Annotated in this window: 11 protein-coding genes; 7 read left to right on the top strand and 4 right to left on the bottom strand. The window is 67.6% G+C overall.

What is annotated here, in order from left to right; all coding sequences use genetic code 11:
- Positions 1 to 45: 45 nt before the first annotated feature.
- From RN51_RS05420 to RN51_RS05405, 4 genes are all read right to left on the bottom strand, one after another.
- Positions 46 to 1,374 (bottom strand): threonine/serine ThrE exporter family protein, encoded by a 1,329-nt coding sequence (locus tag RN51_RS05420; RefSeq protein ID WP_052674596.1) that lies wholly within the window; start codon positions 1,372 to 1,374, stop codon positions 46 to 48.
- A 20-nt stretch (positions 1,375 to 1,394) separates the two neighbouring features.
- Positions 1,395 to 2,750, bottom strand: coding sequence for an anaerobic C4-dicarboxylate transporter family protein (locus tag RN51_RS05415; protein ID WP_045263025.1), 1,356 nt, complete (start codon positions 2,748 to 2,750; stop codon positions 1,395 to 1,397).
- Complete coding sequence (locus RN51_RS05410) at positions 2,747 to 3,487, bottom strand: peptidase E (RefSeq protein WP_045263024.1); 741 nt, start codon at positions 3,485 to 3,487, stop codon at positions 2,747 to 2,749. The genes RN51_RS05415 and RN51_RS05410 overlap by 4 nt, the downstream gene beginning before the upstream one ends.
- 102 nt (positions 3,488 to 3,589) lie before the next feature.
- Complete coding sequence (locus tag RN51_RS05405; protein ID WP_045263023.1) at positions 3,590 to 4,327, bottom strand: SGNH/GDSL hydrolase family protein; 738 nt, start codon at positions 4,325 to 4,327, stop codon at positions 3,590 to 3,592.
- Positions 4,328 to 4,874: 547 nt separating this feature from the next.
- On the opposite strand from RN51_RS05405, the gene RN51_RS05400 reads away from it, so the two are divergent.
- The 7 genes from RN51_RS05400 (at position 4,875) to RN51_RS05370 (ending at position 14,435) form a co-directional block, all read left to right on the top strand.
- Positions 4,875 to 6,689 (top strand): DUF5979 domain-containing protein, encoded by a 1,815-nt coding sequence (locus RN51_RS05400; protein ID WP_045263022.1) that lies wholly within the window; start codon positions 4,875 to 4,877, stop codon positions 6,687 to 6,689.
- Between the two features lie 110 nt (positions 6,690 to 6,799).
- A complete protein-coding gene (locus tag RN51_RS05395) occupies positions 6,800 to 8,242 on the top strand; it encodes a sigma-70 family RNA polymerase sigma factor (protein WP_045263021.1) in 1,443 nt (480 codons plus the stop codon).
- 107 nt (positions 8,243 to 8,349) lie between these two features.
- Positions 8,350 to 10,500, top strand: a complete 2,151-nt coding sequence (locus RN51_RS05390; RefSeq protein WP_156149102.1) for a DUF11 domain-containing protein — start codon at positions 8,350 to 8,352, stop codon at positions 10,498 to 10,500.
- 58 nt (positions 10,501 to 10,558) lie between these two features.
- Positions 10,559 to 11,704 carry a non-hydrolyzing UDP-N-acetylglucosamine 2-epimerase gene (wecB, locus tag RN51_RS05385; protein WP_045263019.1) on the top strand — a complete coding sequence of 382 codons (1,146 nt, stop codon included), beginning with the start codon at positions 10,559 to 10,561 and terminating at the stop codon, positions 11,702 to 11,704.
- A complete protein-coding gene (locus RN51_RS05380; RefSeq protein ID WP_045263018.1) occupies positions 11,704 to 11,895 on the top strand; it encodes an LPXTG cell wall anchor domain-containing protein in 192 nt (63 codons plus the stop codon). Before wecB ends, RN51_RS05380 begins: the two co-directional genes overlap by 1 nt.
- Positions 11,896 to 11,992: 97 nt before the next feature.
- Entirely contained in the window at positions 11,993 to 12,658 is a 666-nt protein-coding gene (locus tag RN51_RS05375; protein WP_045263017.1) for a hypothetical protein, read from the top strand.
- Between the two features lie 34 nt (positions 12,659 to 12,692).
- Positions 12,693 to 14,435 carry a DUF11 domain-containing protein gene (locus RN51_RS05370; RefSeq protein ID WP_045263016.1) on the top strand — a complete coding sequence of 581 codons (1,743 nt, stop codon included), beginning with the start codon at positions 12,693 to 12,695 and terminating at the stop codon, positions 14,433 to 14,435.
- The last annotated feature ends 68 nt before the right edge of the window (positions 14,436 to 14,503 follow it).

Below are 14,503 nucleotides of genomic sequence, written 5' to 3'. Positions count from 1 at the left end.
CGTCAGAACGAGCGATGCCGGTGATGAGGAGCGTGCCCGAGACCGCTAGCGGTGACCGATCCGGTGCCAGGGTGCAGTGAGCCGAGACCAGAGACTCGGGGCCGGGGTGCTCTCGTCCGAGGCGGAGGGAAGGGCGACGGCGAACTGCACGATCTCCTCGGCGCCGTGGTGCACGACGCGGTACAGCGCGGTGCCGATGAGCACGCCGAGCGCGATCGACATGACCGACACCAGCGCCGTCGTGAAGTCGGAGAGTCCGCCGTCGGTCGCGACCGCCTCCGTGAGCCCGACGAGCCCGGCAGCTCCCGGGACCAGCAGCCAGAACGCCGGGAGGAAGGTGAGCTGCGACGGTGCTCCATGGCGGAGGGTCGCGATCCATAGCACGACGGGGGTCATCGCGACGGCGCCGACGAACCCGCCGACCGTCGCGCCCACGAACTCCGTGCCCGCCCACTGGCCGGTGTAGGCGACGACGAGTGCGAGAAGGACCCACCCGAAAGTGGACGGTGGTGCGGAGAAATGCAGATAGTTCCCGAGTGCGAACACGAGGATACCGACGAGCGCCACCCACCACGGCAGCGGCGAGCCTCCGTCGAGTGCTTCGTACGAGGACGAGTCGACCCCCACGACGGTGCCGGCGGCGAGGATGCCGAACGCCAGCAGTGCCAGTTGCACGAAGCCGTAGACCAGCCGCGAGGCACCGGAGATCATCTGTCCCGCCGCCAGCTCCACGGTGGCGCTGGTGAGCACGCCGCCGGGCAGGAACGTGACGAGCGGGGCGATGAGCAGGCGGATCGGGTCCCCGATCTCGATCACCTCGGCCAGGAGGAAGACCGCGGTGGCGCACACGAACGCCGCGACCACGGGCATGATCAGCTGCAGCGTCGGAGAGCGGACCAGCTTCAGCAATCCGATCACCGCTCCGAGCACGAACGCGACGATCACGCCCTGCCACGTGGGGGCGAGCAGGAGAGAGAGCCCGGTCGTCAGCACGGCATGTCCGAACGTGCGGGTGATCCAGCCGAGCCGCGGGCGCATCGCGCCGATCTCGTTCAGGCGTCTGATGCCGTCCAGCGGGGTGACCGAGCCGGTCTTCGCCTGGGCGATCAGCTCGTAGAGGGCGGCGATCTGGTCGAAGCGGAACGACGCGTTGGTCGCCGAACGGATCGCGACGCGCGACTCGTCGGACTCACCACTCTCGATGAGGATGATCGTCGGCAGCACCACGAAGTCCGCGTCGTCGCCGCCGTAGGCCTTCGCCACCTCTGCGATGACGTCGCGGATGCGGTCGACCGACTCGGCCGAGGCGTTCATGCCCTGCGCCAGTCCCAGGAGGAACTGGCGCAGTGTCGCCCGATCGAGGCCGTCGGTCATGTCGTCGCCGGCCGCTCAGGTCAGGTGAACAGGAACGACAGCGGCACGCCCACGATGATCGCCACGGCCACGTAGATGAGGTTCGGCAGCTGGAACGAGTGGTCGAAGACGAACTTGCCCATCTTGGTCGTGCCCGTCTGGTCGAACGCCACGGTGGCGACCTGGCTGCCGTTGGCCGGGAGCGTGTAGATGCCCATCGCCGCCGGCCACAGGCCCACCAGGAGCGAGGCGGGGAGACCGATCGTGATGCCGATCGGCACGATCGCGTTCGTCGCGCTCGATTGGCTCGTCGTGAGCATCGCGACCGCGAACAGTGCCAGTGCGAACAGCAGTGCGCCGAGGAAGGCCGACGACCCGGAGACGACGGAGCCGAGGCCGTCGACGATGAGCGTCTGGTTCGCGGCGACGAAGGTGTTCGCCAGCCAGGCGATGCCGAACAGTGCGATGGCTCCGACGATGCCGGCGGGGAACGTGGGCTGCTTGGGCACATCCGCCGCCTTCACCTTGCAGAAGACGAAGATCAGGGCGGCGATGATGCCCATCACGACCTCGATGATGACCGTGACGCTGAGGCGCACCGGGTCGCCCGCGTCATCGGTCCCGATGACCGGGCGCAGGTTCTCGAACAGGCCGAACAGCACGATCACTCCGACGCCGGCGAGGAACAGCGAGGCCGAGAGCACCGCGGTGGGAGGCAGCTTCTTCTCGTGCGCGTCGGTCTCCGGCGGCTTGATCTGGTGATCGGCAAGGCGCTTCTGGAACTCGGGGTCGTCTTCCAGGTCTTTGCCGTGACGCATCATCACGAGTGCCGCCACGAAGAGACCCACGATGGATGCGGGCCACATGATCAGCAGCAGTCCGCCGAGGTCGACGCCCTGCGGGGCGAGCAGCACCACCATCGAGGCGGTCGCGGCGGACACGGGCGAGCACAGGATACCCACCTGCGAGGCCACGGCCGACACCGAGAGCGCCCGCTCCGGGCGGATCTTCTGCTGGTACGAGACGTCGTAGATGACGGGCAGCAGCGGATAGAAGATGTTGCCGGTGCCGGCGCCCACGGTGAAGAGGAACGACATCGCAGGGGCGAGGAAGACGACCGATCGGGGTCTGCGTCTGATCACCTTCGCCGCGACCGACACCATCCAGTCGATGCCGCCGGCCGCCTGCATGGTCGACGCGGCGGTGATCACGGTGATGACGATGAAAACCGCGTCGACCGGAGCATTGCCCGGTGCCTCGCCGAAGACGAAGACGAGGACCGCGACGCCGACGAGCCCCCAGACGCCCAGGCCGATCCCGCTCGTGCGGGTCCCCATGAAGATCGCGAGGACGACGATGACGAGTTCGGCGACGAGGATCCACACGTTGTCGTTCATGATGACGGCCCTTTCACGATCGGAGCCTTGCCTCTGAGGATCTCGGTGGGCAGCTCGGTCTCGACGATCTTCCCGTCGACGGCCTCGACGCGCAGAGCGAGGGCATCGTCGACCGGGCTCACCGCGGTGACGAACTCGGAGTTCTCGAAGTGCAGCGACTGGAGGTTTCCGACCGCGTACCCCGTCGAGAGCTCCCCGCTGAGCAGCGATGCGTGGAACAGCGGGCGCCGCTGGTCCTCGGCGTCGTAGTGCGGGCAGAAGCTGCCGTGCAGGAAGCCGAGTCCCTCGGGTAGCACCTGCAGCGTGGGTCCGTAGCTGTCGGTGGTGCCGCCCTCGAACCAGCAGATGCCGCCGGCGCTGCCGCCCGTGAAGACGACGTTCGAGTCGGGGTCCTCCCACATCTCGCGCATGATCTCGTCGAGGCCTTGCCGCTTCCACACGTCGAGCATGTTGGCGGTGTTGCCGCCGCCGACGTGGATCACGTCGAAGCCCTTCACGAACCCGGCGAGGTCGTCCACCGCGCGGTGGAACAGCGGGAGGTGGTGGGGCGCGCACCGGTCGGAGTCGTACGTGGAGTAGAAGCTCACGATGTACGCGGTGTCGTCGCCCGTGGCGGTGCCGACGAAGAGGACCCGTGGTCTCTCCTTGCCGGTGAGGCCCAGGATGTAGTCGTGCGTCGGGTCGTTCCGACGCTCCATCATGGCCTTGCCGGCCCCTGTTGCCACCACGTGAGACATGCCCCCACCTCTCGACGACTGCGAATGCGCTCAACCTAGTGCGGTGCTGAGCATCGCGTCCAGAGGTCTTTCGTCCACCGCGGGTGAGGGCGTGCGGGCGGCCTAACCGTTGAGTCGAGCGGTGGCGACGAGCCCGTCGAGGAGCGCGAACGTACGGGCGCGGGGACCTTCCGGTCGGATCCCGAGACCGCGCGCGAGTTCGAGGGCGAGAGCCGCGTGACCCTCCGTGTTCGGGTGGAACGGGTCGTTCATCAGCCCCCACGGCACGGAGCCGGCGCCGAGCTCGGCGAAGCGGGCGTACTGGTCGACGAGGATCACGTCCTCGCTCGCGGCGACCTGACGCACCGCTTCGGCGAACTCCCCGATGCGCGCCCGTTCCGGGGCATTGCGGACGTCGATCGCCGGCGGCGTCTGCAGGACGGGAACCGCGCCGAGCTCACGCACGCGGGCGACGAAGTCGCGCAGGGACGCCGCGTAGTCGTCTGCCGTGATGACCTCGCGCGGTCCGCCGTCGGAGGCGTCGTTGGTGCCGATCATGAGGGTGACGACATCGGGCCGCCATGACGCGACACGGCGCTCCCAGTCGTCGAGCAGGTCGACGATGCGATTGCCGCTGATCGCGGTGTTGAGCACGGCATCGCGTACCCGCTCCAGCTCGCCGCGGATCAGCTCGTGCAGGTGCTCCGGGTAGCTGCGTCCACCCTGCGTGTGCACCAGGCCGTGGGTGATCGAGTCGCCCGTGATCACCCAGTTCAGCGGCTGCGGATCGGCGAGAGCCGCGGCGATGCGGTGGAGGTCGGAGACGGCGGATGCGGGGGAGGAGGGCTCGACGTTCGGCACGGCACCGAGCCTATCGGCCGGACGGGGCGGGCAGCCGGCCAGCCCCGGGGGTCGCGTCGACGAGAAATGACGACCATCGCGCGTAATGGATCGGCATTCGTGCAGTCATAGCTTCGAGGGTTCGATGGGGCGCTTCTCACGGAATACTCCGTCCGCCCCGACGGCGGTTCCCCACAATCGTCGATGCTTCCCCAGAAGTCGACCCTCCGTGCGGCGGGTTCTCCCCGGACCCGCCGCACATTCTCCATGGGGTGACCGGGCGGCGGCATGAATGCCAGCACATCGATATGTCGCGAATATTCACGGCTTGCTGCTTCGTGTTCGCTCGGCGACGGCTGCCTAACCTCGGTGCTGCACTCCGGGCCCCAGACCTCGAGTCCGCTGCGGCGAGCCGCGAGAACCGGCTCGGTTTGGAGCAACAGTGCAACGACGTTATCGGTCACCTCCAAATGGCCGGGACGGCCGTTATCGGGACACACATCCCCTGTCCTATTCCGCATGGCGTGCTGTGCACCTGCCCGCCATTCGACAAACCGGAGGAAGTCCTGTGAACCACCAGCCGCCCGCCCGCGGGCATTCCCCATCCCACTCCCGCCGGATCATCCGACTCGGCGCCGCTGCTGTCGTCCTGATCGCGGCAGCGGCGGGAGCGATCACCGCCCCGCTCGCTGCCTCTGCGGCACCTCCGTACACCACCGAAGCGAAGGTCGACTCGATCACGTTCACGGAGAGCGCGATCACGAGCGGCACGAAGGCCGAGCTGACCGGCCGGTGGTCCCTCCCCGACAACCCCGTGAGCCCCGCCGGGTTCGTGGTCGACCTCCCGGATGATCTGCGTGGGCTGCCGGACTCCTTCCCGTTGCTCGACTCCGATGGAACCGCGGCGGGGAACTGCGTGACCACTGCCAGCCAACTGGTGTGCGACTTCGACAGCACCTACCTCAGCAGCCACCCGCGCGGTCTTTCCGGCGGCTTCTCCTTCTGGGCGACGGTCACGACGGAGGTGACCGAGCAGAAGACCGTGACCTACGACTTCGGGGATGCGACAGCCACGGTCGATGTGCGGCCCGATCCGTTCATCTGCAAGGAGGACTGCGACTTCACCGGCCGCTGGAACTTCAAGAGCGGCGAGTATCAGAACGGGACCGACACGATCTTCTGGGACGTCGCGGTCGCTGCCGGGGCGAAGGGAATGATCGGCGGGCAGGAAGTGGTCGTCACCGACACCATCGGCGCCAACCAGGAGCTCGTCGCACAGTCGGCCACCGGCGAGCGTTACCCCAGCCTCTGGGCGGCCAATGAGCTGCAGACGCTCCCGAGCGGGCTGGTGGTCCCGGGTCCGTTCACCGAGGTGCCCTCTTCCGACTACGCCGTCTCCGCAGATGGGACCACGGTCACGTTCACAGCCCGCGAGGGCTACTTCTACAACGTGCACTACCTCTCGAAGGTGACCGACGGCGGTGCAGCGGGCGTGTACAAGAACGACGCGACGATCCGCATCGGCACGGAGAGCACGGGTACTGCCACCGCGGAGGTCACCCGTCACGGAGGGTCGGGCACGGGAACCGGAACGCGGGTCGGAACCTTCACCATCGACAAGAAGGTCCTCGGAGACACGGCGAACCTCGGCGATGTCACCTACCGCGGCGGGTACACCGCCACCGACCCGCAGGGCATCGTCACCTCGGGCGAGTTCGCCGTGCAGGTCGGCAAGCCGTGGGTCAGCCCGTCCTTCGCCGAGGGCAGCACGATCGCACTGACCGAGTCGCTCGAGGGTCTTCCGTGGAATCTGGAGTGGGCCGCACCGGAGTTCTCGCCGCAGACCCTGGTCATCAAGGGCGAGGCGACGATCGACGTCACACTCACGAACACGGCGACGGTGCGCACCCTGCCCTTCTCGGCGCTGAAGACCCTCGACGGTCCAGCTGCGGCCACCTCGCTCGTCCCGACGGATACGGAGTACGTGCTCGAGTACTCGTACCCGGCCGGCCCGGGGTTCGAGGCGGGTTCCGGCGAGCTCGCTCTCAAAGCGGGAACCCCTGTCTCAAGCTCCGCGCTCCCTGTGGGTGCCGAAGTCACTGTGCGGGAACGTGCTCCGAAACCGATCGACGGACTCACCTGGGGCAAGCCGGTGATCTCGCCCGCCCACTTCACGGTGAGCGGTGACATGGTCACCGTCGCAGTCACCAACCCGCTGACGAAGACGGTCACGCCACCGCCGCCGACGCCGAGTGTTCCCGAGGTGATGAACCTGGCGGCTACCGGCATGCAGGCCGCCACCTCGACTCTGCTCCTCGCGGGCCTGCTGCTGATCGGAGGTACGCGTCTCGTGATGCGACGACGGCTCAATCGTTCGCGCTGACTCCATCGCCCGAGTGGGCCGGGTGCACCCGCCCGGCCCACTCGGGCATGACTCGTGCAGGACGGCGTTTCCATCCCGTCCTGAGATCCCTGGGGGGAAAGGGAGAATCCATGAACAGAGAAGATGACATCACCCAGCCAGGGGATCGAGACTCCGATCTCCTGGCTCGTGTGCGTACCGGCGACCAACGTGCTTACGCTGAGCTCTGGGCACGCTACTCACAGGTTGCCAGGGCGGTCGCTCGTACCTACTGGTGGTCCGCCGATTCCGACGATCTCGTGGCGGAATCGTTCACGCGGATCTACCAGGCCATCCAGACGGGGAAAGGGCCGACCACAGCCTTCAAGCCCTACCTCTTCGCCACGATGCGCAATCTCGCGATCAGCTGGGGACGCTCCCGACGCGAGGTGCCCATCGAGTACATCGAAGCCGTCGAGGATCCGGCCTCGACGGACCAGGCGGCGGATTCCGACTTCGATGCCGCGCTCGTCTCGAAGGCGATCCTCACCCTGCCGACGCGCTGGCAGGACGTGCTGTGGTTGGCAGAGGTGGAGAACCTGTCGATGCTCGAGATCGGCAAGCGCTTGGAGATCAGCGAACGCGCGGCGGCAGTGCTCGCGTTCCGTGCCAGAGAGGGGCTCCGTCAGGCCTGGATCTCGGCTCACCTGACGTCCAGACCGCCAGCCTCCAAGGAGTGTCGATGGACGCTCGGCAAGCTGGGTGCTCATGCCCGTCGACGCCTCACCGCGCGCGATGACAGACGGGTGCAAGCTCATCTCGCGACGTGTGCCGACTGCACCGCGAAGGCTGACGAGGCGCGTCGGGCGAGTTCGCGGATTCTGACTGTGCTGTTCCCCGCCGGCATCGGCGTCGGCACGGGCCTTCAGCTGTGGCAGACGCTCACGACGTCCGGGATATCGGCCAGCGCATCACCCATGCCGGCGACGATCACTGTGCCTGCCGTCGGGCTCGTGGCGACCAAGACGAGCATCCTGATGACGGCGGCCGTCGCGGTCGTGACGCTTTCCGCGGGAATCACCTCGACGATGACGAGCGATGTCGAGACGGTCGAGACCAATGCAGCGGCCGAAAGGCTCGATGCAGCGGAGTCCGACCGGCTCCCGACGCTTCTGCCGACCGCGGTCCCCAGCGAAGCGAGCCCGACGCCTCCGCCGCAAGATGTCCCCGTTCCTGCCCCGCAGGCCTCGACTCCCGTCGAGGCCCCGCAGCCCCCTCCTGCCGCGCCCGCTCCACCCGCGGCACAGACCCCCGGCGCTCCGGTGATCCTGTCCGTCCCCTCTCAGGTCTCGCGGTCCCAGACACCGTGGGTGTCCGCGAGCATCCGGTGCGCAGCCGGCGCCGATGTCACCGTGTCGGCTTTCGGCGTCACGGCGGCGGTCGGAACGTGTGCGAGCAGCGGGACCTGGCAGGCGAGCATCGATGTCGGTTCCTATCCGGTGGCGTCCGGAACCGTGATCACGTTCGACTTCGTGCAGTCGAACACCGCCGGGGTTTCCGAGAGCGCCTCGGCCCAGGTGACCATCGTCGATTGATTTCGTGAGCACGCGTAATGGATGTGTTTCGCAGCCGTCCAGTATCTGTCCGGCACTCTGACGAGTGCGCGATCGGACGACCGGGAATCAGATTGGAACCAAACCGCATGTGGAAACGATCGGGCACTCTCATGCTCGGACTCCTGCTCGCACTGGGTGCCGTCGCGACGACGGCGCTCCCCGCCGCAGCCGCAGGATCCGCCAGCGTCAGAGACGCCAAGACCGCAACCTTCACCCTCGCCGACGGCACCGTCGCGACGGCCACGATCTCCGGCGGGGGTGATCGTGCGTTCGCCGACGACGGCAAGTCCCTCAGCGCGTGGAGCGGAACCGATGCGATGTACGCCGAGGGGGTGTCAGCGAAGGATCTTCCGGTCGTCGGGATCCACTCGAAGAACAACTGCGGTTCGTCGAAGCGGTGTGGGGAAGGGCAGATCACGGTCCGCTTCGATCGACCCGTGGACGACCCCGCCATCCACATCGCCGAATTCGGCGCAGGAACTGCGTCCACGAGCCCGTTCGGCGGCGGGGTCGCGGCCGCCGATGGCATCCGCTTCTCCTCTGCTGACGGCGGTGCATCGAGCGCCACCGTCTCTCGCGGAGCGACATTCACCGACGGAGGGGATGGCTACTACCGGGGAGACGCCGCGATCAAGTGCACTGCGGCGAGCAAGCCCGGTGGGTGCGGGAGCTTCACGGTGACGGGAAAGCAGATCACTGAGATCGTGTTCGACGTCGCACGTTTCGCTCTGGGCGGCACTCAGTCCGGCTTCATCGACGGATACGCCTTCGGTGTCACCGCGACCGCGACGCCCACGCCGGAGCCGACGCCGACTCCCACGCCGACCCCGACTCCTGAGCCCACGTACGCTGCGCTGTCCGTGTCCAAGGTCGTGGACAAGGGTGCTGCGGTGCCGGGTGACCAGCTCGAGTACACCGTGACAGTCAAGAACACCGGTGATGCCGAGGCTCGCCAGGTACCTGTCACGGACGTGCTTCCGGGGGGCCTCACCAGTGTGTCTGCCGACCAGGGCGGCGCGATCGAGGGCTCCACGATCGCGTGGACGATCGACAGCCTCGCGGCAGGTGCCGAGAGGCAACTCCACGTGACGGGGGCCATTGATCGCTCCAGCGCGGGCACCACCCTCGTGAACCGCGCCGGCGTGAAGAACCCCGTCGACTCGCCCGTGGGCACTCCGGCTCCGACGAGCACGACCCCGTGTGCCGACGACCCGTCTGCGGCGTGTGCCACCACCGTCGTGGCCGCGCTGCCGGCGCTCTCGCTGTCGAAGGTCGTCGACAAGCAGGTCGCCGGACATGGTGAGGCTCTCGCCTACACCGTCGTCGTCGCGAACTCGGGCGTCGCTTCCGCCACAGATGTCCCGGTGGTCGATCAGCTTCCGGCCACGCTGACCGAGGTCTCCGCGGACCAGGGCGGCGTGATCGAGGGCGACACCGTCCGCTGGACGGTGGCCGAGGTACCGGCAGGCGGTCAGGTCGAACTGCACGTCGTCGGAACCACCCCGGGCGGACTCGACGAGGCGCAGCTGGTGAACAGGGCCACGGTGCAGAACCCGGCGGGAGTCCCGGCGGGCACGCCCGACCCGACGATCCTCACGCCCTGCATCGACGACGTCGCGCAGGCATGTGCGGTGACGGCGATCCCCGCGCTCGCTTCTCTGGAGATCAGCAAGACGGTGGCGCAGGCCGCCGCACAGTCCGGCGCGATCCTCGACTACACGATCACGGTCGTGAACACCGGTCCTGGCACCGCGACGCAGATCCCGGTCGTCGATGACCTTCCGGATGGGACGCGGTTCATCTCCGCCTCGACGGGCGGCGTCGCCGTCAAGGACCGCGTCGGGTGGATGGTGGAGGAGATCCTCCCTGGCCAGTCGGCGACGATGAGTCTCCGGGCTCAGGTTCCGGCCACCCTGAACGGGAAGATCGTCAACCGTGCCACGGTCGCCTACGACGAGGTCATGAACGAATCCCTCCGCAGCGCGGCGAAGCAGGCGGGCATGCCCGTTCCTGAGAATGCCGACCTGTCCGAGCTGCCGGCACTGCCTCCGCTGACCGCCGTGCATGCGTGTGCGGATGACGCCTCGTGGTCGTGTGCCGTCACCACGGTGACTCCGGCTCCTGCCGCTCTTGCCCAGACCGGTGCAACGTTCGCGCTGGCCATCCCCGCGGTCATCCTCCTCGCCGGTGGGGCATTCCTCATCGTCGTCGGTGTGCGCCGCAGGTCCAACCGCTAGATCCCCTCACACACGTCGTCCCCGGGGATACCCCGGGGGCTGATCGGAGTACCCAGAAATGACATCCTCTTCATCCCTTTCGTCCGCCGAGCTTCCGAAATCCTCGGTGATGGTGGTGTTCGGCACCCGCCCTGAGATCGTGAAGCTCGCCCCGCTGGTGCGAAGCCTCGGCGACGCCGCCTACATCGTCCACACGGGCCAGCACTACGACCCCGGCATGTCCCGTGTCTTCCTGCAGGCGTGCGGCATCAAGCGCGTTGATCTCCAGCTGCATGTCGGTGGACTCCCCCGCGCTGCGCAGATCGGCCGAGCAGCCGAGCAGATCGCACAGGCGATCACCCAGCTCGACCCGAAGTACGTCGTCGTCCAGGGCGACACGAACGCGACTTTCGCCGCCGCGCTCGCCGCCAACGCGGCGGGGGTGCGACTGGGGCACGTGGAGGCCGGCCTCCGGGCTCGGGATCGTCGCATGCCGGAGGAGCACAACAGGGTGATGGTCGACCACATCTCCGACGACCTCTTCGCCGCGACCGAGACCAACCGGGCCAATCTCCTCGAGGAGGGAATCGGTGACGAGCGCATCCTCGTCACCGGCAACCCCGTGGTCGAGGCGGTTCGCATGCAGCGTTCTGACGTCGCCGCGGACGTCGACGAGCTCGTCAGGCTCGGGGTCCACCCCGACCGCTACGTGCTCGCGACCCTGCATCGTCAGGAGAACGTGGACACCCCGGCCAACCTCATCTCGACCCTGCACGCTTTCAACGAGATCGCCGCTTCGGGATGGCCTGTCGTCTTCCCCGTGCACCCTCGAACGCGAGCGATGCTCACTTCACTGGACGCGGAGCATCTCCTCGACGCCCTGATCGCCGAGGAGCCGTACAGCTATGAGCGTTTCCTCGCCCTCGCCGCGCACGCGGCAGTGCTGGTGTCGGACTCCGGCGGCATCCAGGAGGAGGCCACGGTGCTCGGGCGACCGGTGCTCGTCGTGCGCGATTCGACGGAACGCCCTGAGGCGCTGGGATCGTTCACGAAGCTCGTCACACCGCAGACGCTCGCGAGCGAGGCGGCGGCTGTGCTCGCCGATGTCGAGGGGACCCTGGAGAAGCTGAGCGCCCTGCCGTCGCCGTTCGGTGACGGCAAGGCCACGGCACGCATCGCCACGCACATCCATTCCGTCGTCCGTCTCGCCGCAGAGGAGTCCTGATGTACAGCAGCGATCTCACCACGCCTCTCGCCGCCGTCGGCCTCCTCGCGATGACCGGTCCGGAGTCGGTGCTCACCTGGGTCATCGTGGGCGCGGCAGCCATGGGGGCTGGAGCGTTGCTCACGGTCCGTCGGCGCGTGCTGCGCCGGGCCGTCCCGGCTGGGCGGGATCGACGCCGGCCGTGCCGTTGAGGCGTTTCCTGCACGGGCGTAATCGAACGTTCGATCCGCGGTCCTATCGGCGGCGATGCACTCTGCGCGTCACTCAAATGGAAGGAAGGGGCTCGAGATGAAGAGCATCCTCAAGACTGCCTGCACCGCCGGCATCGGCCTGCTGATCGTGGGAGGCACAGTGCTCGGCGGGCAAGTGGCCATGGCCGACGACCAGCCGGTCACACCGGATTCGTCGACGACGACCACGAGCACCACTGGCACCGAGAAGGTGAGTTCTCCCGTGCAGGTCCGCGGCTACCTCGGTCGCGCTACACAGACGGCCGCCACCGGCGTCACTCCCGGATCGGAGATCAAGGAAGGCGCCATCGTACAGCTCGTCAACGACGAGCAGATCGACGGCGTCTACAAGGTGATCCTTCCGGTGCCGGCGAACACCACGTTCGCCTCGGCGACCGAAGGGGGCGCGCTGGTCGGTTCCAACGTCGTGTGGACGTTCAACGTCACGCACGACGGTGGCACGCGGATCGTGCAGCCGATGGCGTCGTTCACGGTGGCCGACGGCTACTGGGGACCGACGATCACCAACAGCGCCAAGGTCGTCTACACGGGCGGAGTGTTCACGGACGACGTCCGGTTCACGTACAACTACGCACACCAGTTCGCGCAGCGCCCTCCGGTGCCGGTGATCGATGCCGGCGTCGGACTCGCCAGCGCCGGTGTGATCGGGGTCGGCGCTCTCGGGGCACTCGCCCTGCGGCGTCGTTCCACGGCCACCGACTGACCGCGCTCGGCTCACTCAAGAGGAAGAAACCACAGTGAAGAAGAAATCCATCCTCCGGGGTGCGCTGGCCGGGGGGTTGCTCGCCGCTTTGGCGGTGGGCGCCCTCGCGGCGGCCCCCGCGGCCACGGCAGCAGACGTCAACGGCTGGTCCGGTTCAGGCGACACCCGTACCGCTTCCGCGGCCGGTGCCACGGCGACCATCACCACCACCGACAAGATCCAGGTCAAGAGCTCCGGCGACGTCGTCAACCTCGCCACCGTCCGCGACGGCGGTGAGCTGGGGCTGAACGTGATCGGTCTCAACGAGGGCTTTCCCTGCAAGAACGGCATCGAGTGCGTCCGCGGCAACGTCGTAGTCGACTTCGGTCAGCAGGTGACGAACCCGAAGATCACGCTCGACAAGCTCGGTGGCGACGTGTACGCCATCGGCGGTGTCGTCAACAGCTCCGCGAAGTACACGCTGAAGACCTCCGGCGTGACTCTGAGCTCGTCGTCCGGCAACCTCGACGTCACCTCGAACACCATCACCTCCACGAACTTCGCGGCGAAGAGCGGCACCGTGCAGATCAACGGCACGGTCTCCAGGGTCGAGTTCCAGGTCACGATGCGGTCGAAGGGTGCCTTCCTCGGCCTGGTCCCCACGTGGACCAAGGTGCCGAGCGACCTGCACAGCATCGACATCGATGTGGACAAGCCCACCAAGCCCGTGCTGACCGTCGACAAGAACGACCACCGCGACGCGGCGGTCATCGGCGACCAGCTGTCCTACGACATCGTCGTCAAGAACACCGGTGATGCGACGGCGACCAACGTCGCCATCAGCGACGATCTGCCCGCCGGTCTGACCGGTATCACCGCCTCCTACACGGCAGGTAGCTCGGGTCAGGTGACGGTCTCCGGACAGCAGGTGCGCGGCACGATCCCGTCTCTCGCGCCCGGTGCCTCGTCGACTCTGACGGTGAAGGCGACGGTCGGGACGTCGACTCCGCTCGGCAACCTGCGCAACAACGCCTGTGCCGTCGCGACCTCGTCCAACCAGGCGTGCGACTGGGACGACACGACCATCGACAAGCAGACCAAGCCCGTCCTGACGATCACCAAGGACGACCAGCAGGGTGACGTCAAGCTGGGTCAGAACCTGACCTACGACATCGTGGTGCGGAACACCGGTGACGGTGCCGCCAAGAGCGTCGTGGTCAGCGATCCGCTCCCGGCCGGTCTCGACTTCGTGTCGGGCAGCGGTCCTGCGGGCATCACGGTCACGGCCTCCGGGCGCAACGTGACCGCCAACCTCGGCGACCTCGCCGCAGGGCAGTCGGTCACGCTCAAGGTGAACGCCAAAGTCAACCAGTCGGCAGCGCCGGGGGCATTGACCAACCAGGCGTGCGTTGTCGCATCGAACGCAGCGAACGTCTGCGCCACCGACACCGACACCGTCAAGCGCGAGTTCTTCCAGTACACGTTCAACTCGAACCCGACCGACCCGCAGCCGGGTCAGGCGGTCACGTACCGGATGGAGTTCGGCAACAACGGCAACGTCGACTCGGCGAATGCGGAGATCGAGTACGCCCTGGCCGGCGTGCTGGATGATTCCACCTGGAACCCGTCCAGCGTCACGGCCAACAGCGGCACCGTCGTGGTCAGTGGCAACACCATCGACTGGAAGGGTCCGCTGGCGTCCGGCCAGACCGTCGTGATCACCTTCACCGGTGTCTGGAACGGCAACGGAGACGGCTTCGCCTTCCCCGGTGTCACCTATTACGGGAGCGCCCGCTAAGGCGCGCCCCGGCGAACAGGAGAGGGCCGTCCTTCCAGGGCGGTCCTCTCCTCGCCCCGTTTCGCACC

Origin of the sequence: Microbacterium oxydans, from assembly GCF_000956405.1 — a bacterium.
In the GTDB taxonomy this organism is placed as follows: domain Bacteria; phylum Actinomycetota; class Actinomycetes; order Actinomycetales; family Microbacteriaceae; genus Microbacterium; species Microbacterium oxydans_C.
This window is presented reverse-complemented; position numbering and strand designations above follow the sequence as displayed.